The sequence below is a fragment of the Streptomyces sp. NPDC051310 genome, from assembly GCF_044455245.1.
In the GTDB taxonomy this organism is placed as follows: Bacteria; Actinomycetota; Actinomycetes; order Streptomycetales; family Streptomycetaceae; genus Streptomyces.
Genome location: NZ_JBITEO010000002.1, coordinates 349853 through 369201, shown reverse-complemented (window position 1 = coordinate 369201; position 19349 = coordinate 349853). Strand labels below are relative to the sequence as shown.

Below are 19349 nucleotides of genomic sequence, written 5' to 3'. Positions count from 1 at the left end.
ATGCACGACACCACCGCGCTCCTCATCGAACTCGGGGCGGTCATCCTCGGCCTCGGACTCATCGGCCGGGCAGCCGGCCGCGTCGGCCTCTCACCGATACCCCTCTACCTCCTCGCCGGCCTCGCCTTCGGCCACGGCGGCCTCCTCCCGCTGAAGGCCAGCGAGGACTTCGTCGCCGTCGGCGCCGAGATCGGCGTCATCCTGCTCCTGCTGCTCCTCGGCCTCGAATACAGCGCCGGCGACCTCGTCACCAGCCTCAGGACGCAATCCCCGTCGGGCGCCGTCGACTTCGTCCTCAACGCCACCCCCGGCGCCGTCGCCGCCCTCCTCCTCGGCTGGGGCCCCGTCGCCGCCGTCGCCCTCGCCGGCGTCACCTGGATCTCCTCCTCCGGCGTCGTCGCCAAGGTCCTCACCGACCTCGGCCGCCTCGGCAACCGGGAGACCCCCGCCATCCTCGGCGTCCTCGTCATCGAGGACCTGGCGATGGCGCTCTACCTCCCGCTCCTCACCGCCCTGCTCGCCGGCGTCGGCCTCGCGGGCGGCAGCATCACCCTGCTCATCGCCCTCGGCACGGTCGGCCTGGTCCTGTACGTCGCCCTCCGCCACGGCCGGCTGATCAGCCGCGCGGTCTCCTCGGACAACCCCGAGATGCTGCTCCTCGTCGTCCTCGGTCTGACCGTGCTCGTCGCGGGCATCGCCCAGGAACTCCAGGTCTCCGCGGCCGTCGGCGCGTTCCTCGTCGGCATCGCCCTGTCGGGCGAGGTCGCCGAGGGCGCGCGCAAGCTCCTCACACCGCTGCGCGACCTGTTCGCCGCGGTGTTCTTCGTCTTCTTCGGCCTGTCCACCGCCCCGGCCGCCATCCCGCCGGTCCTGCTGCCCGCGCTGCTCCTCGCCCTCGCCACCGCCGCCACCAAGATCCTCACCGGCTGGTACGCCGCCCGCCGCGCCGGCATCGGCCCGCGCGGGCGCCTGCGGGCCGGCGGCGCGCTCGTGGCCCGCGGGGAGTTCTCCATCGTCATCGCGGGCCTCGCGATCGGCACCGAACCCCGCATCGGCCCGCTCGCCACGGCGTACGTCCTGATGCTCGTCGTCCTCGGCCCCCTCACCGCCCGCTGGACCGAGCCCGTCCTGGGCCGGGTACGCGGCCGCGTACTCCGCCGGCCGAAGCCGCGGGCGGACCCGCCGGCCGGGCACGAGGAGATCACCGCGGAGGGCGTGGAGGTCAGCGGACCGGCCGAAGCTCGATGAACACGGCGGTGTCGTCCGACGCCACGGCGACGAACCGCCCCGCCGCGGTCAGCGAGCGGGCGGGCCGCGGCAGCACGATGGTTTCCCGGTGACCGCTCGACAGGTCCCGGACGACCACCGACCCGGGTCGCTCCGCGGTCACGGCGTACGGCCGGCCGTCGACGACGGTCGTGGCGAGGGCCGTGACGGCGCCGTCCCCGCGGAAGACCTCCCGGTGCGCGCCGGTTTCCGGGTTCCAGCCGTACACGACCTGGGTGCCGTGTCCGTGCAGGACGAGCGGCCGGCCGTGGAGGACCGCACCGGCCAGGGCGGTCACAGGCCCCGAGCAGACACGCCGCGGGTCACCGGCGAAGTCCCACACGCCGAGGGACTCCCCGGAGCCCAGCACCGCGGCGGGACGCCCGGACACGGACGTGCACAGCAGTGAGGTGACGTTCCCCGGCACGGGAGGCAGCAGGGGGCGGCCGGCCTTGTGAGCCACCTCCACCACGGTGACCGCACCGGCGGTGGCGATCACGGCGCACGGGCGGCCGTCGACCACCGCGCACGCCACCGCCCGCACGGGCGCCCGCGGCGACTCGTACGCCCGGTACACCGAGCGCAGCGCTCCCGTGGTCAGATCCGCGACCCGGACCGTCCCGTCGTCCCCGCCGGTGACCACGTGCGGGCGGCCGTCCATCATGACGCAGTCCAGGGCACGCACCGGCCCTGCGTGCCCGGTCAGCTCGTGGTCCCGTGTGCCGCCCGGCAGCTGCCTGATCAGGACCGTTCCGTCGGCACAGCCGACGAACAGGGTCGGCACCGGAGTGAGCGGTGTCGCGAAGACGTCCACGACCCGGACGCCCGCCACCCCCGCCGACAGCGGACGCCACGGCAGCGGCCGCGCGAACGAACCGGTGAGCCGGCGGAAGTGGCGGCGGCTCGCGGCCTCGACCGCGAGGACCCCCCTGCGCTCCAGGGGCCCCAAGGGGCCGAGGGCCGGCGCCGCGGCCGTGTACACCTCGGCCAGCCGGCGGCCGTGCTGCGTCGTGACCGAGCCGAGCGCGCGCAGCAGCCCGTCCGGCTCCGCCCGGACGACGAACTCGGTGTCCTCCAGCAGGGCGTCGACCACCCCGGCCGCCGCCGCGTGCGTGGCCAGGTGCCTGCGGACGTAGGCGGGCGCCGCCTGCCAGTTCCGCCGGCCGCCGTCGACCGCGCGCGGGACGAGCTCCAGCAGCGCCTCCGTGAGCAGGCCGTGCACCGAGGCGGGGTCGTCCCCCGCGCGCAGATGGTGCGCCACGGCGCGGCAGAGCCGGTACGTGCCCGGTGCGAACAGATCGGCCGCCGCCTCCAGCACCCAGCCGGTGTCCCGCCGCCCGCCGCCCCCCGCGAGGGCGTCCGCCAGCGCCGTCCACACCTCCGACGGCAGCGGAGCGTCCCCCGGCACGGCGTGGGCGAGCGGCAGCAGTAGACGCTCCACTTCGCCGCGCTCGCTCCCGAAACGGGCGAGCCGCGCGTCCGCGGCGGCATCGGCCACGAGGTGCCAGTAGTCCTCCGGCGAACCGGCGGAGAGCCTCCCGTCCCTCACCGCGGCGGCCAGCGCACGGGCGATGGCGACCGACCCGCCCGCCCAGTCGACGACGGACGCGCTCACCGCGCCGGCGGACGGGACGCCGTCCAGCAAGGCCCGTACGAAGTTCTCGGGCGCGGCCCGGTACGCCTCCTCGCCGAGGTCGATCACCTCCACGTGCGGGCCGAGGAGCGGCAGCGCCTCCGGGCGCATGGCCACGACGAGCCGGACGTGGGGGAGCGCCGCGGTCGGCTGGACCAGGTCGTGGATGCGTTCGACCTCACGGATCTCGTCCAGGTCGTCGATGAGCAGGGTGGTGGGCTCCCTGCGGCTCACCATGTGGCGCAGCGACGGCGGGAAGACGCTCGACGCCGGCAGGTGGTGCGACGAGGGGAACAACCGCGCCAGCCGGCGCAGCACCGCGCTCTTCCCCGAGCCGGGGGCGCCGGTCACCACGCGGATGCGGCCGTCGTGCCGGTCGCTCCGCAGCCAGGACGCCAGGGCGGCCAGCGCGGGTGTGTGCAGGGGGTTCGGGAAGGCGGGGGCCGGGCCGCCGTGGCTCGCCCACCGGGCCGGCGGCGGCGCGGCACCGTCCGCCCCGGCGAAGCCCTCGTAGGCGCGGGCGATGCCGCCCAGCACCTCCACGGTGTCCAGGAAGGGCCGGCGCTCGTCGGCCGTCGTCCTCCCGAGCACCTGCGCCACGGCTTCGGCCAGGGCGGTCCCTCCGCCCGGTCCCGGGCGCGTGGCAGCCGCCATCACGGACAGCCGGGTCCCCCCGGGCAGCGGCGCGGCGCGCTGCGGCAGCGGCACACCCGGCGGCTTCGGCCCGGACCCCACGTCCAGCAGGAACACCGCGTGCCCCAGCCCGCGGCCCGCCAGCACATCGAGCAGCCGCTCCGGCGCCACCCCCGGACCGGTCTGCGTGAGCAGCAGGTACCGTCCGGCGGAGGCGTCGGTGTGGCTGCCGTACACCACCACGACGTCCGCCGGGCCGGGCCGCGCCTCGGCCGCCCACCCGTCGATCTCCCGCAGCACCTCCTCGGCGTCGGTGCGGAAGGCCAGGTGCGGCAGGACGTGGACGTAGCCCGAGTCGATGAGCACACCGGCCATGTCGCCGACGCTGCGCACGCTCACCGCGCGGTGCCGGCCCACCGGCCGCTCCGCGCCCAGCGTGATCAGGAACAGCCGCCCCGCGGACTGCGGCGCCGCCGGCGGCCGCCCCTGCCGGCGGCGCACCAGATCCCGCACCTCCGCCCAGTGCCGGGCCCCCGCCGGCAGGGCGAGCGGACCGGCCGGCGCGGGCGCCGCCGCGGTGAAGCGCGGACCCGCCCCGGGGGCCTGCCCGTCGGCGTACGCCGAGACCGCCGCGATCACCTCGTCGGCCTCGTCCCGCCGCAGTGTGCTCAGCAGCCTCTCCCGGACGCCCGGGGCGAACTCGTACGCCGCGTCCAGGCCGTCGCCCCCGCCGGGCAGCCGGCGCAGCAGGCCGCTGAAGACGATCTCCGCGAGGTCGGACAGCGGGCTGTCCGGGAACATCGTGGACTGCACCATCCGCATCACCGGCAGGTTCAGCGGCGCCGCCGCCAGACAGGCCGCCAGGCGGAAGACACGCGGCTGCGCCGTCGCGCGGAAGTCCTCGAAACCGGCCGCGCGCTGCGGCCGCGGGCCGAAGGACTCCGGCGCCCCGGCGGCGGGCAGCAGCACCGCCGCGCCGTCGAAGCAGCCGGCCCCCGCCACCGCCGCCGCCCACGGCCCCAGCCACTCGGGCGTCGCACCCAGCACCGGTACGGCCACGTCCCCCGGCTCCGGTGCCCGTGCCCCGAGGCCGTACGGGACGTGACCCAGCCGGGCGCCGGGCACGCTGCTGCGTGTGCCGTGGAAGCGGACCGGTACCGGGGGCAGCGCCGTGCGTTCCCAGAGGTGCTCGGGCAGCGGCTGGACGACCGCCGCGGGGCCCGCCGCCGCCCACCCCCGCAGCGCGGCGCGCAGCGCCGGCGACCGCCACTGCGGCGCCACACCGTCCGTCAGCACGAGCGTGACGGTCCGTCCGGTCGGGTCCACGGCCGTGGCGGGGGCGCGCAGCGGGGAGGGGGCGGACAGGGCGGCCGGCGCCAGCCCGGGCCGCCCGTCGGCACCGGGCCGCAGGGCGTACGTCCGGACGTCACGGAACGCGCCCGTCCGGCGCAGCAGGTCGCCCAGAGCCCGCCCGAGCGGCGCCCAGAACGCCGCGCCCTCCGCGTACGCGTCCACGACCAGCGTGACGTCGAACCAGCGGTCCGCCGCAGGAGCCAGCACCGGCAGCCAGTGGCGCCGCTCCGCCGCCCGCTCCGCCGTGGCGTCCTCGTCGAGCACCGTGCGGACCCTCGACGGGAAGTGCCGCTTCAACGGCCGTAGCGCCCGGGCCAGTTCACGTGAGCGCGGCAGCACGGCCGGACCGGTGAGCCGCACCGGTACGGCGGTCACCGGAGCGGCGGCCACCTCAGCGGCCGGCGCCACCTGTGCGTGCGGCAGGTACAGCCGCGTCCCCGGGTCCGCCGCCACCGGGCCGCGGGCGCGGGGCGCGGTCCCCCCGGCGGACGGTTCCGGCAGCGGTCGCGACGGGTCCGCCGCCGGCTCCCGGGGCCCCTCCGGTACGCCGGCCGGGCCCGGTTCCCCGCCGCCGCGCCCCGCGCCGGGCGGAGCCGGCAGGTTCCGCGCCAGCCAGACCAGTTCGGCGACCTCCCGCGGGTGCGGCGGGGCGCCTTCGGGGTCCAGGGCGCCGAGCAGGGCGCCGAGCCGCTCGATCACCGCCGGTCACGCCCCGGCCGGCGGCACGGGCGGGGCCGGCACCGTCACATCGAGGTGCTGGAACACCAGCTTGGCCAGCCGGTCGAGGTCCGGGGCGCCCTCCCCGCTCGTGCGGCTCACCAGGTACACGGCGTTGAGGAGCTGGTCGGTGGCCAGTTCACCGGCCGCCGCGTGCGCCAGGAACCGCCCGATGACCTCGTCCGCGTCGTCCGCCGCCGACGCCAGATGGGCGCGCACGATGGCGCGCAGCCGCTGTTCGTCGCCGACGGCCGGCAGGTGCAGCCGCACGCAGCGGCGCAGGAACGCGGGCGGGAACTCGCGCTCCCCGTTGCTGGTCAGGATGACGAACGGGAAGGTCCGGCAGCGGACCGTGCCGCCGTGCACCGTCACCGGCTGGCCGTCGTCGGCCGGCCGCACCCGTACCACCGGTTGCGCGTCGGCCACCCGCGACAGCTCGGGGATCTCGAACATGCCCTCCTCGAACACGTCCAGGAGGTCGTTCGGCAGGTCGATGTCGCTCTTGTCGATCTCGTCGATCAGCAGCACCCGCGGCAGCGCGTACGGCGCCAGTGCCGTGCCCAGCGGTCCCAGCCGGACGAACCGGCCGAGGTCGGCGAGGGGCGCCGGCTCGCCCGTCTCGCGGGCCACCCCCGCCTCCTCCAGCCGGCCGAGCGAGTCGTACCGGTACAGCCCGTCGCGCAGCCCCGTCTTGCTGTTGACGGGCCAGCGCAGCACCGGGCCCAGCCGCAGTTCGCGCGCCACCGCGTGGGCGAGCGTCGACTTGCCGGTGCCGGGGTCGCCCGTGACCAGCAGCGGACGCCGCAGGTACAGGGCGGTGTTGACCGCGTCGACCGTCCGCTCGTCCGCCCGGTACGCGGCGGCGTGCGGCAGCCGGCGTCCGGCGCCGGCCTCCGCGTCGCGGTCGAACGGCGTCGGTTCGGCGTCCCGGCCGAAGTCCCGCCACGGAGGCGGAGCGGGCAGCCGGCCGATGCCGTCGTGCGGCTCGCTCACGCCTTGGTAGATCCGCCACTCGCTCATCATGTACGTCCTGTCGGTCCTTCCCCGGCCTCGGCCGGGGCCAAGGGCAGTCGGGGGATCTGTCGCCGCGGGTCGTCCCAGAGCAGCACGATCCGCCCGCCGATGTGGTCCTCCTCTGCGCCCGCCGCCGCAACCGCCTCGTTGCGCAGCGAGCACACTTTCTCCGGCAGCTCGTCCCGTGCCGTCCCGGCCAGCGCCGCCCGCGCCTGCGCGAGGAACCGCTCACCGGGGCAGGCGTGCCGCCCCGGCACCCCGCACGTGCCGCCGCCCGGGCCGTCCTGCCCGCGCGCGCAGGCCGCCGCACCCCGCTGCCAGGCCATCATCGGCACACCGGAGGCGACGGCGACCCGGTAGGCGTCCGCGACCGGCCCCGACCGCGGAGACCCGGCCAGCGCCACGGCGGCCAGCGCGGGATCCCCGTCGAACGACGCGCCCAGCGCCGCCTGGTTCTGCCCGTCACGGCCGCACACGCACACCAGCGCCTCGCCGATGCTCCTGCCCGCCAGGTGCTCCCACCGGCTCTCCCACGCGGCGTGCAGCGCCGGCGCCTCGTGCCGTTCCAGCGGACGCACCACCACGTGCTGCTTGCGCCCCAGCGCGAACCACGGGTACTCCGGCCACAGCAGCCAGTCCGGGAAGCCCTCGTCCAGCGCCTCCTCCGGCAGGATCAGCTCGACCAGGCCCGGGCGGGTCACCCCGCCCATGATCTCGATCTGCTCCGGCAGCAGCTCCGCCAGGAGCTCCAGGGCCGCCTGAAGGGGCAGCGCCTCCGACTCCGCCGCCCCCGGCACGATGTCCTCGGGGGACCGGTAGCGCCACACCGCCACGTGGTACCGCCGCCGGTCCCGCAGGGAGTGCCGCACCCGCCCGATGATCGACGGCCGCTCCGTCCCGGCGGGCCCGCCGGTCAGCCGCCGCTGCGCCTGGTCACCGAGGCCGAGCCGCCCGCCGACGATCAGCACCCGGTCCCGCAGCCGCTGCACGGCGTCGCGACCGCCGTGGCCCCGTGCCGCGAGATCGGCGGCGTAGGCCAGCTCGTAGGGCAGCCGGCCGTCCTCCGGCGGCATCTGGGCGGCCAGGTCCGTGAACACGTCCCGGTGGTCCAGCAGCGGGTAGTCCTCCTGCGGTGCCGCCCCGGTGGCCGCCGCCGCGAGGAACGCGGCACGGTGCTCGCCCGCCGGGAGGACCGGCAAGGAGGACAGCAGCGCGAGCAGCTGGCGGTGCTCGTCGCCGCTGAGCGCCGCGCCGCCGTCCGGGACCGGGCCGTGCACAGAGCCGCAGGGGCGGCCGTGCGCAGGGCCGTAGGGGGTGTACGGGTCGTACGCGCGGACGAGGTCGGCCGCCACCGGCCAGCGGCCGTCCTCGCCGTGGAACCGGTCGTGCCCCCGCACCACGGCCCGGTACACCTCCGGGTCCAGCAGCCGCAGCGCGCTCACCGGAGTGGCGAGCCCGCCCATGTCGGTGCCCTTGAGGCGGGTGGCCTTGACGACCCCGCACACGCCGCCCGACGCGTGGCTGAGCACCGGCCCGCCGGACAGGCCCTCGTTCACCTCCGCACCGGCCAGCTCCATCATCCGGCCGCCGTGCAGGAACGTGCTCCCGCCCCGGCGCAGTTCGGCCGTGCGCGCGGCGGGCACGCCCGGTTCGTACGTGTCCGAGAAGCCCGCCGCGGTCAGCGGCGTGCCCGCCGGGGGCAGCAGCCCTTGCAGCCAGGCGCACGGATGGCCCGCCGGCGCATCGGGCACCTCCACCACCGCCAGGTCCGGATACGGCCACAGGCCCCGCCCGGGCCGGGCCGGCGGCGCGGATGCCGCGCGCACGACCCCCTCGTACCGGACGCCCCGCCACTCGACGGGCACGCGCGTACCGGGCTGCGCCCCCGCGACATGCGCGCAGGACACCACGTGACCGGGCGCGACGAAGAAGCCCGCGCCTCTCGTGACGCCTTCGACACGGACGCGGCAGCTCTCCAGGAGCTCCTGGAGCAGCGACATCGGGGCGGGCCGGTGCATGCGGGTCGTGATGCGGTCCTGCTCCTCAGTCCTGGGGCGCGGGGGACGGGGCCGAGGGCGACGCCGGCGCGGACGGCTGGGGCGGGACGGCGGGCGGCCCCTGCGGGGCGGGCGGCGCGGACACCGCGGCCGGACCGTTCCACTTCAGCGTCACCTTGAACGCCGCCTTCCCGCTGCCGCCGGCCACCGCCGCCACGACGCCGTCCTTGCCCGCCGCCAGCTCCAGCCCGAACTCGATGCTCACCTCGTCCGGCCGGGCCGACGCCAGGGCGGCGCGCGCGTTGTCCGCCACCGCCCGCAGCGACTGGTGGAACCCCTCCAGCCGCTCCACCAGCCGCTCGCCGATGCCCGAGTCGCTCGGCCCGCCCTCCTCGGCGACCGTCGCCCAGACGACCTGCCCGTCCGGCATCTCCAGTTGCACCGGCTGCGACATGAGTCCCCCTCAGCTCTCCCCGCACGCTCCGCGTCCCATGCTAGGAGCCGGTCACGGCCGCCGTGGAGTGATCGCGGGTACCTGAGAAAAAACATTGGCGTGCCCGGGAGGTGGTCCCCTACGGTGGGGGCGTTCGTGCGGCAGGCGCACGGAGGACCACTGCGGGAGGTGTGACCGATGGCTGTCACTGCGCTGGGCGCTGCCCTGATCCGGAAGCACTTCACTCCCACTCCCGTGGCCACCGGCTGACACCTCATCACCGACGCGCGCACCCGTGACCGGGGCGCGTGGCGCCGGGGCCACCCTTGCCTTCGAAGGGTCCCCCCTTGTCCTCCTCGTACTCCTTCTCGTTCTCCGCTCACCTCTCCACCGGTCTCTCCGCACCGCACCCGCTCGCCCCCTACGGCTGGGACACGGCGTGGGAAGCGGAGTTCGCCCCGTACGCCGCCGAGGGCCTCGTCCCCGGGCGCGTGGTACGGGTCGACCGCGGCCAGTGCGACGTGATCACCGCGGACGGCCTCGTCCGCGCGGACACCGCGTTCGTGACGCCGCACGACCCCCTGCGGGTCATCTGCACCGGCGACTGGGCCGCCGTCGAGACCAACGGCAACCCCCGGTACGTCCGCGCCTGCCTGCCGCGCCGCACCGCGTTCGTCCGCTCCACCTCCTCCAGCCGGTCCGAGGGCCAGATCCTCGCGGCCAACGTCGATCACGCCGTCATCGCGGTCTCGCTCGCCGTCGAGCTGGACCTCGGGCGGATCGAACGGTTCCTCGCCCTCGCCTGGGAGTCCGGCGCCCAGCCCCTCGTGGTGCTCACCAAGGCCGACCTGGTGCCCGACCCGGACGGCCTGTCGTACCTCGTGCGGGACGTCGAGACCACGGCACCGGGCGTGCAGGTCCTGCCCGTCAGCTCCGCCACCGGAGAGGGCGTCGACGTGCTCGCCGCCGTCGTGGCGGGCGGCACCAGCGTGCTGCTCGGCGTCTCCGGCGCGGGCAAGTCCACCCTCGCCAACGCCCTGCTCGGCGAGGACGTGATGGCGGTCCAGGCCACGCGGGACGTGGACGGCAAGGGACGGCACACCACCACGACCCGTAACCTGCTGGCCCTGCCGGGCGGCGGCGTGCTCATCGACACCCCCGGGCTGCGGGGCGTCGGCCTGTGGGACGCCGGCACCGGCGTCGGGCAGGTCTTCTCGGAGATCGAGGACCTGGCCGAGGGCTGCCGCTTCCATGACTGCGCCCACGAGTCGGAGCCCGGCTGCGCCGTCCTCGCCGCCATCGAGGACGGCTCGCTGCCCGAGCGCCGGCTGGACAGCTACCGCAAGCTGCTCCGCGAGAACCGGCGGATCGTCGCCAAGACGGACGCCCGGCTGCGCGCCGAGATGCTCAAGGACTGGAAGCGCATCAACGCCGCGGGCCGTGCGGCCCTGGAGGCCAAGCGGGGCCACCGGCGCTGACCCGGCCCGCCCGCCCCGGACCCGCCGGCAGTACGGTGTCCGAAAACCGCCAGCGCGGGTCCGGGCGGGCCGGTGAAACTGGGGGCGTGACGGACGAGGACAGCAGGTACGAGGCGGTGGCCAGCCGCGACGCGCGCTTCGACGGCGCGTTCTTCTTCGCCGTGGCCACCACCGGCATCTACTGCCGGCCCAGCTGCCCGGCCGTCACGCCCAAGCGGGAGAACGTCACCTTCTTCCCCACCGCGGCCGCCGCCCAGCGCCACGGCTACCGGGCCTGCCGGCGGTGCCGGCCCGACGCCGTGCCCGGGTCCGCCGCCTGGAACGTCCGCGCCGATGTCGTCGGCCGCGCCATGCGCATGATCGGCGACGGGGTGGTGGACCGCGAGGGCGTGCCCGGGCTCGCGGGGCGGCTCGGCTACAGCGCCCGGCAGGTGCAGCGCCAGCTCAACGCCGAGCTGGGCGCCGGGCCCGTAGCGCTCGCCCGCGCGCAGCGGGCCCACACCGCCCGCGTCCTGCTCCAGACCACCGCGCTGCCCGTCACCGAGATCGCGTTCGCGTCGGGTTTCGCCAGCGTGCGGCAGTTCAACGACACCATCCGGCAGATCTACGCCCGTACGCCGAGCGGGCTGCGTGCCGAGTCGCGCGGCCGTGCGGCGCGCGGAACCGGCGGGATCCCGCTGCGGCTCGCCCACCGGGGGCCGTACGCCGCGCGCGAGGTGTTCGACCTGCTCGCCGCCGAAGCGGTCGACCGGGTCGAGGAGGTCGTCGGCGCCCCCGGCGCGCGCACCTACCGGCGGACGCTGCGGCTGCCCCACGGCTCCGCGATCGCCGCCGTCGACGAGCGGTCGTCCGGCCCGTGGCTGGAGGCCCGGATCCACCTCACCGACCTGCGCGACCTCACTACCGCCGTACAGCGGCTGCGCCGGCTGTTCGATCTGGACGCCGACCCGTACGCGGTCGCCGAGCGCCTCGGCGCCGACCCCGGTCTCGCACCGCTCGTGGCCGCCCGCCCCGGTCTGCGGTCGCCGGGCGCCGCCGCACCGGAGGAGTACGCGGTACGGACGCTCGTCGGCCGGGCGGAGGCGCGGCGGCTGACCGCCGCGTACGGCACGGCGCTGCCGGTACCCTGCGGCAGCCTCACCCACCTGTTCCCCGAGCCGCGGGACCTGCTGGGCCACCCCGTGGCGGGGCCGCTCGCCGCCGCCCTGGCCGACGGGCGGGTGCGCCTCGACCCGGGCGCCGACCGCGACGAGACCGAGCGGGCGCTGCGCGCCCTGCCCGGGGTCACCGCCCGGGACGCCGCACTGATCCGGATGCGGGCCCTCGGGGACCCGGACGTGGCACCCGACGAGCGCGCCGACCGCCCCGCGTGGCGCCCCTGGCGCTCGTACGCGGGCCGCTACCTGGGCATGGTCTGAGCCGCCCCGGAGCTCGCGGCTCCCGCCGCTGCCCCGCCCCTCCCGGTCCGCAGGCCGCCCCTCGGGCGCGGAGGACGGCGCCCGGCCGCTCCGGCCCGTCATGCTCGGGAGACGGCGCCCAGCCACGCCGGCTCCTCAGGCGCCGAGGACGGCGCCCAGCCACGCCGCCACGATCACCAGGCAGGAGAACAGCTCCACGAGCACGCTCGTGCCGATCTCGCGCATGACCGTCCTGGTCGACGTCATGGCCGGCCCGTGCCCCCCGAGCCGGAAACGCTCCGCGAGGTAGATCCCCCCGACGTACCCCGGCACCGCGCCGGCCACCGGCACCAGGACGAACCCGAGCAGCGCGCCCACCCCCGCGTACGCCACCATGCGCCGGGTGACGCCCACCCCGCGCAGCCGGCGCGGGGGCAGGTGCCAGACGACACCCTGGGTCAGCAGGAGCAGCAACGTCGAACCGACGAGCAGCCACCACGCGAGGGCGGAGGTGTCCTGCAGCGCCCACCAGGCCACCGCGGCCCACATCAGCCATGACCCGGGCACCCCGGGGATCAGCACGCCGAGCAGGCCGAGCAGCATCACCAGCCCGACCATCAGCAGCTGCCACACACCCACGCGTCCAGCGTGCCGGACCGGCCCCCTCCCCGCAGGTCGGGCCCCCCGCCCACGAGGGGCGGCGGCTACGTGCGGGACACCCAGCCGCGTTCGTAGGCGTGCCAGCCCAGTTGCAGCCGGGTGGTCACGCCCGCCGTCTCCATCAGGCCCTTCACCCGGCGCTGGACCGTCCGCAGTCCCAGGTCGAGCTGCTTGGCGACGCTCGCGTCCGTCAGCCCCGCCAGGAGCAGCGAGAGGATCTCCAGGTCCGTGGCGTCCGGGCCGGCCGCCGGCCCCTGCGCCACCCGGCCGCCCGTTCCCAGCCGCAGCGGCACCGCCTCGCGCCACACCGCGTCGAAGAGCCCCGTCAGCGCCTCCAGCAGCCCGCTCGCGTGCGCCACCAGCGCGGCGGGTTCCGCACCCCGGCCGCCCACCAGCGCCACCATCGCCAGCGTCCCGTCCGCGACCAGGAGCTTCGTCGGGACCCGGTCCACCACCCGGACCTGTTCACCCCGGCCGAGCGCCGCCGTCAGCTCACTGATCCCGTCCGGCTGCTCCAGCACCTCCCGCTCCACGACCACGCGGTAGGCCACCCCCCGGCCGGCGGCGCGCTCCTCCGCGTCGTTCTCCGGGCCGGTCACCGCCACCGGCCGCCCCGTCACGAGCGCGCACACCTCCCGCGCCGCGCCCAGCTGGAGCTGGCGGAACCGGTGCGCCACCGCGCTCGCGCCCGTCACCGCCTCGACCAGGTCGTGGACCGCCGGCTCGGCCGCCTCCGCCCGGTACTGCTGCGCCAGCGCCGCCGCCGCCAGCTCCGCCTGCTCCAGCTCGTGCCGCTGCTGCGTCAGCAGCGCACCCAGCGCCACCGCGGGCGGCGCCGCCACCCACCGCCCCGCGCGGGAGGACGACCGGGCGGCCAGCCCCTGCGACTCCAGCCGCCGCAGCGCCCGTTCGGTGTCCGCCTCCGGCGCCTGGAGCCGGTGCGCGAGGTCCGCCACGTCGGCCGCGCCGAGCGCGACCAGCGCCCGGTAGGCCGCCTCCTGCCGTTCGTCCAGCCCTATTGCCGCCAACACCCCTGAAGCCCCCTCGTCGCCGCAGCCGTGGCGGGAACCGGCCACGGCGTACATCCGCCGCGCTCATCATCCCCGTACCGCCCGTCACTCTGCCAAGGTGTCGCCACCGCAAGCCCACAGCGGCGCCCAGCCCACGCCGTGGCGGCACCGTCCGCCCCGAGGCCTGCCCGCCCACCGGCGGGCCGGCGGCCGGCCCGGCGCCGGCAGCCGCGCGCGTCACCCGCCCGCCACCCTCACCTCGGCAACTCTCCTTTCCCGGACCGTGATCCGCGCGTACGACGTGCGTCGATCACGCCGGTCCGCCGGGCGGCCTTCCCGTGGGGGGTGGGGCCGCCCGGCGGACCCCTTTTTGCGGATGCCCGTTTTCGCGCACCTCCCGCGGTGGACAATGAAGGGCATGAGCCCACAGGGGGAGAGGCCCACCACCGGCGAGGACGACTGGTGGGACAAGCTGTACGACGACCGGGCACCGGACACGGCCCCGACCGCGAGCGGCGACACCCTGGACGACCGCTTCGACTCGGCGTCCGGCACGGTGTCCGCCCCGGCGGACGGGGGAGCGGCCGGCGCGGGGACCGTTACGACACCGCAAGCGGCGCCCGGCGCGTGGGACGCGGCGCGGGACCGCGCCCACCAGGACCGCGCCCACCAGGACCGCGCGCCTTGGCAGCCCCCGGCCGGCCCCCCGGGCCCCCGGACCTTCCCCGCGGGGCCGCCGCCGTCCCGCGCCCCGGCCGCCCGCCCCGCGCCGCCGCGCCCGGCCGTGCCGCCCCCGCCCACGACACCGCCCGGTACGCCCGCGTTCCCTGACACAGCGTCATCCGGCCTTCCCCGCCCCCGCTCCGCCTACGTCGGGGACGGACCGCCCACCTACGACCCCGAGCCCACCGCCCTGCCGCCCGCCCGCGCCGGGAAGCTAAGCGAACTCGTCGCCGACACCGTCCTCGACGGCGCCCGGTACGGGACGTACACCCTGCGCGCCGCGTCGGTCCGGGGCGACTCCGCCCGCTACCGGGGCGAGCCGCGCCGGGACGCGCTGCTCACCGCGCGGTTCGGCGGCGGTGACACCGCGCTCGTGCTCGTCGCAGTCGCGACCGGCGCCCGCACGGCCGAGGGCGCGCACCTCGCCGCCGCCGACGCCTGCCGCTGGATCGGCGACGCCGTCGGCCGCAGCCACGCCCGCCTCGCGGAGGACATCCGGGCCGGCCGCCGCGGGCACCTCAAATCCGGGCTGCACCGTCTCACCGACCGGGCCTACGGCAAACTGCGCGCCCGCGCCGCCGAACTCGGCGTCGCACCGGAGGAGTACGGCGCCGGCCTGCGCTGCCTGCTGCTGACCGCCGACCCGGCCTGCCGCACCCGCGTGTTCTTCGGCGTGGGCGCCGGCGGCCTGTTCCGGCTGCGCGACGGCGTCTGGCAGGACATCGAGCCGCCGCCGCCCGAGCCGGCCGCCGTCGCCGGCGAGGCCGTCGTCGGATACGGCTCGCCCCCGGCCGAGACGGCGGAGGGCGACCGGCTCACCATGGACCTGGGCGTCGCCACACCCGCGGCACCGTACATCGAACCGCCCGTACCGCCGCCCGCCGAGCCCTTCCGCTTCCGTGCCTCCGTCGCCCGCCCCGGTGACACGCTCCTGCTCACCGGCCCCGGGCTCGCCGAGCCGCTGCGCGGCGAGCCCGTGCTCGCGAAGGAGCTCGCCGGGCGCTGGGCGGGCGGCGAGCCGCCGGGGCTCGCGCAGTTCCTCGCCGACACGCAGGTGCGGGTGAAGGGCTACGCCGACGACCGTACGGCGGTCGCCGTCTGGGAGGCGTGAGGAGGCGCGAAGCCGCCGGCCGTGAGATGGATGGAGCATGGCCAAACAGAACGTGGCGGAGCAGTTCGTCGACATCCTCGTCCGCGCCGGCGTCCAGCGTCTGTACGGCGTCGTCGGCGACAGCCTGAACCCCGTCGTCGACGCCGTCCGCCGCACCCGCGGCATCGACTGGGTGCACGTGCGGCACGAGGAGACCGCGGCGTTCGCGGCCGGCGCCGAGGCACAGCTCACCGGCCGGCTCGCCGCCTGCGCCGGCTCCTGCGGCCCCGGGAACCTGCACCTCATCAACGGCCTGTACGACGCTCACCGCTCCATGGCCCCGGTCCTCGCGCTCGCCTCGCACATCCCCTCCAGCGAGATCGGACTGAGCTACTTCCAGGAGACGCACCCCGACCGGCTGTTCCGCGAGTGCAGCCACTACTGCGAGCTGATCTCCCACCCGGCCCAGATGCCCCGGGTGCTCCAGACGGCCGTCCAGCACGCCGTCGGCCGCGGCGGTGTCAGCGTCGTCGCCCTCCCCGGCGACATCGCCTCGCAGCCCGCCCCCGACAAGCCGACCGAGCACGCGCTGGTCACCGCTCGGCCCACCGTCCGCCCCGGTGACACCGAGATCGACGCCCTCGTACGGCTCGTCGACGACGCCGAGAAGGTGACCCTGTTCTGCGGCAGCGGCACCCAGGGCGCGCACGCCGAGGTCATGCAGTTCGCCGAGCGGATCAAGGCACCCATCGGGCACGCGCTGCGCGGCAAGGAGTGGATCCAGTACGACAACCCCTACGACGTGGGCATGAGCGGCCTTCTGGGGTACGGCGCCGCCTACGAGGCCACCCACGAGTGCGACCTGCTGCTCCTGCTCGGCACGGACTTCCCGTACAACGCCTTCCTGCCGGACGGGGGCAAGGTCAGGATCGCCCAGGTCGACGTCCGGCCCGAGCACCTCGGCCGGCGCTCCCAGCTGGACCTCGCCGTCTGGGGCGACGTGCGCGAGACACTGCGCTGCCTCGTCCCGCGCGTGCGCCCCAAGAAGAGCCGGGCGTTCCTCGACAGGATGCTGAAGAAGCACGCGGAGGCCCTGGAAGGGGTCGTCAAGGCGTACACCCGGAAGGTGGAGAAGCACACCCCCCTCCATCCGGAGTACGTCGCCTCCGTCCTCGACGAGCTCGCCGCCGACGACGCCGTCTTCACCGTCGACACGGGCATGTGCAACGTGTGGGCGGCCCGCTACCTCACGCCCAACGGGCGGCGCCGCATCATCGGGTCGTTCAGCCACGGCTCCATGGCCAACGCCCTGCCCCAGGCCATCGGCGCCCAGCTCATCGACCGCAGGCGCCAGGTCGTCTCCGTGTCGGGCGACGGCGGCTTCACCATGCTGATGGGTGACTTCCTCACCCTGATCCAGCACGACCTGCCGGTGAAGGTGGTGCTCTTCAACAACTCCTCCCTCGGCATGGTCGAACTGGAGATGCTGGTCGCCGGACTGCCCTCCTACGGCACCGCCAACCACAACCCCGACTTCGCGGCCGTCGCCCGGGCCGCCGGCGCGTACGGCGTGCGGGTGGAGAAGCCCAAGCACCTGGCGGGCGCGCTCAAGGAGGCGTTCGCGCACAAGGGGCCGGCACTCGTCGACGTGGTCACCGACCCCAACGCGCTGTCCATCCCGCCGAAGATCAAGGCGGAGATGGTGACGGGCTTCGCGCTCTCCGCCAGCAAGATCGTGCTGGACGGGGGAGTGGGACGGATGCTCCAGATGGCCCGTTCCAACCTCCGCAACATCCCCCGCCCCTGATCGTCCGGCGGACCCGCCGCGCACCCGGGGACCGGAACCGGCCCACCGGGCGCATGGCAGGCGCTCACGGGAGCGGCGCGCGCTCCGCGTACCGCGCGGGGCGGATGAACTGGACCAGCGCCCGTCCGGGGCGCTGCCCCGCCGGGTGCCGCCGCCGTGCGCCGCGACCCCCCTGACACCCGGTGCCCCCCCGCACGCTCAGGGACTACTCCGGTGCGCCCCCCTGACCGCCCCCCTGACGGGGCGGTGCAAGGCGTGACCGCAGGGGGGCGGGGGCATGCATCCCGTGAACCAGTTCGAGGGAAAGGGCCGGCGACGTGCGGGTGGGGGCTATGAGTGGGCGTCAGGCAGCGGCGCGACCGACGCGGTGGCGCAAGCACGTACGCGGTGACGACCTGACGGCCGTCCGGGAGGTGAGGCACGGTCTGCGCGAGGTGCTGCGGCACTCGGGCTGCGGACCGGGCTCCGCCGACGTGGCGGAGCTCCTCACGAGCGAGTTGGTGACCAACGCGCTGATTCACACCGACCACGGCGCGGTCGTCACGGCCACGGTCGCCGCGCGGACCGGGTTACGGGTGGAGGTGCGGGACTTCGACGGAGTACCGCCCCTGCCGTACGTACCGGTCCAGGACGACAGTACGCACGGCAGGGGGCTGTTCCTGGTGCAGGCCCTCGCCGACGCGTGGGGCGTGCAGGGCCACGGGGTGGGCAAGACGGTCTGGTTCGAGGTGTCCGCCTGACCACCTGACGGGGCACGGCCCGACCGGGCACGCCCCGGCCGGAACGCGGGAACGCCGGAGCGCCGGGGGAGCGGGCGAGCGGGCGAGCGAGGGGTCGGGGGAGCGGGGAAGCGGGGGCGAGCGGCGGTTCGGACGTCAGCCGAACTGCTGCTCCAGGTTCTTGAGCTTCTCCTCCAGGGAGTCGAGCCGGGGCAGCGTCTGGGTGTCGTCCTCCGCGGTCAGGTCGACGGTGCGGGACTCAGTCCCCTTCACGGCCTGGAGGGAGGGCCGGTGCCGGAACGGCAGGTGTCCCGATTCCGGTATGGCGGGCTCCGCGACGGACGCGCCGACGGACGAGCCGACGGCGGCCGACGCGGAACCCGGGACGGACCCGGTCACCGGCGCCGACACGGAACCGGACATGCCGGAGGCGGGGTTCATGGCCTGCACGCCGACCTGGCGGCCACCGCGCCCCCAGGCCCGGTGCTGCCGGTTGAACGCCTTCAGCCGGGCCCGCTCCAGCTTGGCCTGCTCGCGCCGCTGCAGCCGGTGCTGCTGCTTCTGCCGCCGGTCCTCCCGCACCTCGTCGACCGCCTCGTCCAGCGTCCGCACGCCTTCGAGGAGCATCAGCGACCAGGCGCCGAACGTCTCCCGGGGCGCCCTCAGCCACCGTACGATCCGGATCTGCGGCAGCGGCCGGGGCACCAGGCCCTGCTCGCGCAGCGCGGCCCGGCGGGTCTGCTTCAGCGCCCGGTCGAACAGCACGGCCGCCGACAGCGACATGCCCGCGAAGAAGTGGGGGGCGCCCGCGTGCCCGGCGCCCCGGGGGGCGTGCACCCAGTTGAACCAGGCGGCCGCCCCGGCGAACGTCCAGACCAGGAGGCGTGAGCCGAGGGCCGCGTCACCGTGGCTGGCTTCGCGCACGGCGAGGACCGAGCAGAACATGGCGGCGCCGTCGAGACCGAACGGCACCAGGTACTCCCAGCCGCCGGACAGGCTGAGGTTCTGCCGGCCGAAGCCGACCAGGCCGTGGAAGGAGAGCGCGGCGGCGACCGCCGCGCAGCAGAAGAGCAGCAGGTAGGAGGCGGTGCCGTAGACCGCTTCCTTGCGGCGGCGGCGCTCCTCGCTGCGCTCCCAGGAGTCGTCGGCCGCGGGCTTCTCGCCGGCGCGCCTGCCGCGGGTGAGCACCGCCACCGCCGCCACGATCCCCACCAGCATCACGCCACCCGGAAGCAGCCAGTCCAGCGATATGTCGGTCAGTCTCATGCGGTGTCCCTTGCATCATCGCTCGCGGTAGGGCGTTCGGCCGCCCATATTGGCCGAAGGCCGCAGCGCCTCACGGGGGTTTCGCGGCAAGAGGCCGCCATCGGGCCCGCAGGGCATACGAATAGGTGCGATCTGCTCGAACTGCCGTGGGGA

Annotated in this window: 13 protein-coding genes; 6 read left to right on the top strand and 7 right to left on the bottom strand. The window is 76.1% G+C overall.

Translation table 11 applies throughout. The annotated features are described in order from the left end of the window. Positions 1–1248 carry a cation:proton antiporter gene (locus tag ACIA79_RS04465; RefSeq protein ID WP_399426643.1) on the top strand — a complete coding sequence of 416 codons (1248 nt, stop codon included), beginning with the start codon at positions 1–3 and terminating at the stop codon, positions 1246–1248. Here ACIA79_RS04465 and ACIA79_RS04460 read toward each other — a convergent pair. Genes ACIA79_RS04460 through ACIA79_RS04445 form a run of 4 tightly spaced genes read right to left on the bottom strand, consistent with a single transcriptional unit; the run spans position 1223 to position 9067 of the window. Then, on the bottom strand, positions 1223–5584 hold the full coding sequence (locus tag ACIA79_RS04460; RefSeq protein WP_399426642.1) for an SAV_2336 N-terminal domain-related protein: 4362 nt from the start codon (positions 5582–5584) through the stop codon (positions 1223–1225). The genes ACIA79_RS04465 and ACIA79_RS04460 overlap by 26 nt on opposite strands. Before the next feature lie 6 nt (positions 5585–5590). After that, entirely contained in the window at positions 5591–6622 is a 1032-nt protein-coding gene (locus tag ACIA79_RS04455) for an AAA family ATPase (RefSeq protein WP_399426748.1), read from the bottom strand. Beyond that, positions 6622–8634 carry a trypsin-like peptidase domain-containing protein gene (locus tag ACIA79_RS04450; protein ID WP_399426641.1) on the bottom strand — a complete coding sequence of 671 codons (2013 nt, stop codon included), beginning with the start codon at positions 8632–8634 and terminating at the stop codon, positions 6622–6624. Before ACIA79_RS04450 ends, ACIA79_RS04455 begins: the two co-directional genes overlap by 1 nt. 25 nt (positions 8635–8659) lie before the next feature. Next, positions 8660–9067 carry a CU044_2847 family protein gene (locus tag ACIA79_RS04445; RefSeq protein WP_399426640.1) on the bottom strand — a complete coding sequence of 136 codons (408 nt, stop codon included), beginning with the start codon at positions 9065–9067 and terminating at the stop codon, positions 8660–8662. Positions 9068–9393: 326 nt separating this feature from the next. On the opposite strand from ACIA79_RS04445, the gene rsgA reads away from it, so the two are divergent. Next, positions 9394–10524 (top strand): ribosome small subunit-dependent GTPase A, encoded by a 1131-nt coding sequence (gene rsgA, locus ACIA79_RS04440; RefSeq protein WP_399426639.1) that lies wholly within the window; start codon positions 9394–9396, stop codon positions 10522–10524. A gap of 86 nt (positions 10525–10610) precedes the next feature. After that, positions 10611–11942: a DNA-3-methyladenine glycosylase 2 family protein gene (locus ACIA79_RS04435; RefSeq protein WP_399426638.1), complete on the top strand. Its 1332-nt coding sequence runs from the start codon at positions 10611–10613 to the stop codon at positions 11940–11942. Between the two features lie 135 nt (positions 11943–12077). Here ACIA79_RS04435 and ACIA79_RS04430 read toward each other — a convergent pair whose 3' ends face one another. Together ACIA79_RS04430 and ACIA79_RS04425 are read right to left on the bottom strand one after the other, a co-directional pair. Beyond that, entirely contained in the window at positions 12078–12560 is a 483-nt protein-coding gene (locus ACIA79_RS04430; protein ID WP_399426637.1) for a DUF456 domain-containing protein, read from the bottom strand. 65 nt (positions 12561–12625) lie between these two features. Further along, entirely contained in the window at positions 12626–13612 is a 987-nt protein-coding gene (locus ACIA79_RS04425; RefSeq protein WP_399426747.1) for a helix-turn-helix domain-containing protein, read from the bottom strand. A gap of 397 nt (positions 13613–14009) precedes the next feature. Between ACIA79_RS04425 and ACIA79_RS04420 the strand changes: the two genes are divergently transcribed. From ACIA79_RS04420 to ACIA79_RS04410, 3 genes are all read left to right on the top strand, one after another. After that, on the top strand, positions 14010–15425 hold the full coding sequence (locus ACIA79_RS04420; protein ID WP_399426636.1) for a protein phosphatase 2C domain-containing protein: 1416 nt from the start codon (positions 14010–14012) through the stop codon (positions 15423–15425). Between the two features lie 37 nt (positions 15426–15462). Continuing rightward, positions 15463–17211: a pyruvate dehydrogenase gene (locus tag ACIA79_RS04415; protein WP_399426635.1), complete on the top strand. Its 1749-nt coding sequence runs from the start codon at positions 15463–15465 to the stop codon at positions 17209–17211. 332 nt (positions 17212–17543) lie between these two features. Continuing rightward, a complete protein-coding gene (locus ACIA79_RS04410; protein WP_399426634.1) occupies positions 17544–17951 on the top strand; it encodes an ATP-binding protein in 408 nt (135 codons plus the stop codon). Positions 17952–18086: 135 nt separating this feature from the next. On the opposite strand, the gene ACIA79_RS04405 is transcribed toward ACIA79_RS04410, so the two are convergent. Next, on the bottom strand, positions 18087–19196 hold the full coding sequence (locus tag ACIA79_RS04405; RefSeq protein WP_399426633.1) for a DUF2637 domain-containing protein: 1110 nt from the start codon (positions 19194–19196) through the stop codon (positions 18087–18089). Positions 19197–19349 lie beyond the last annotated feature (153 nt).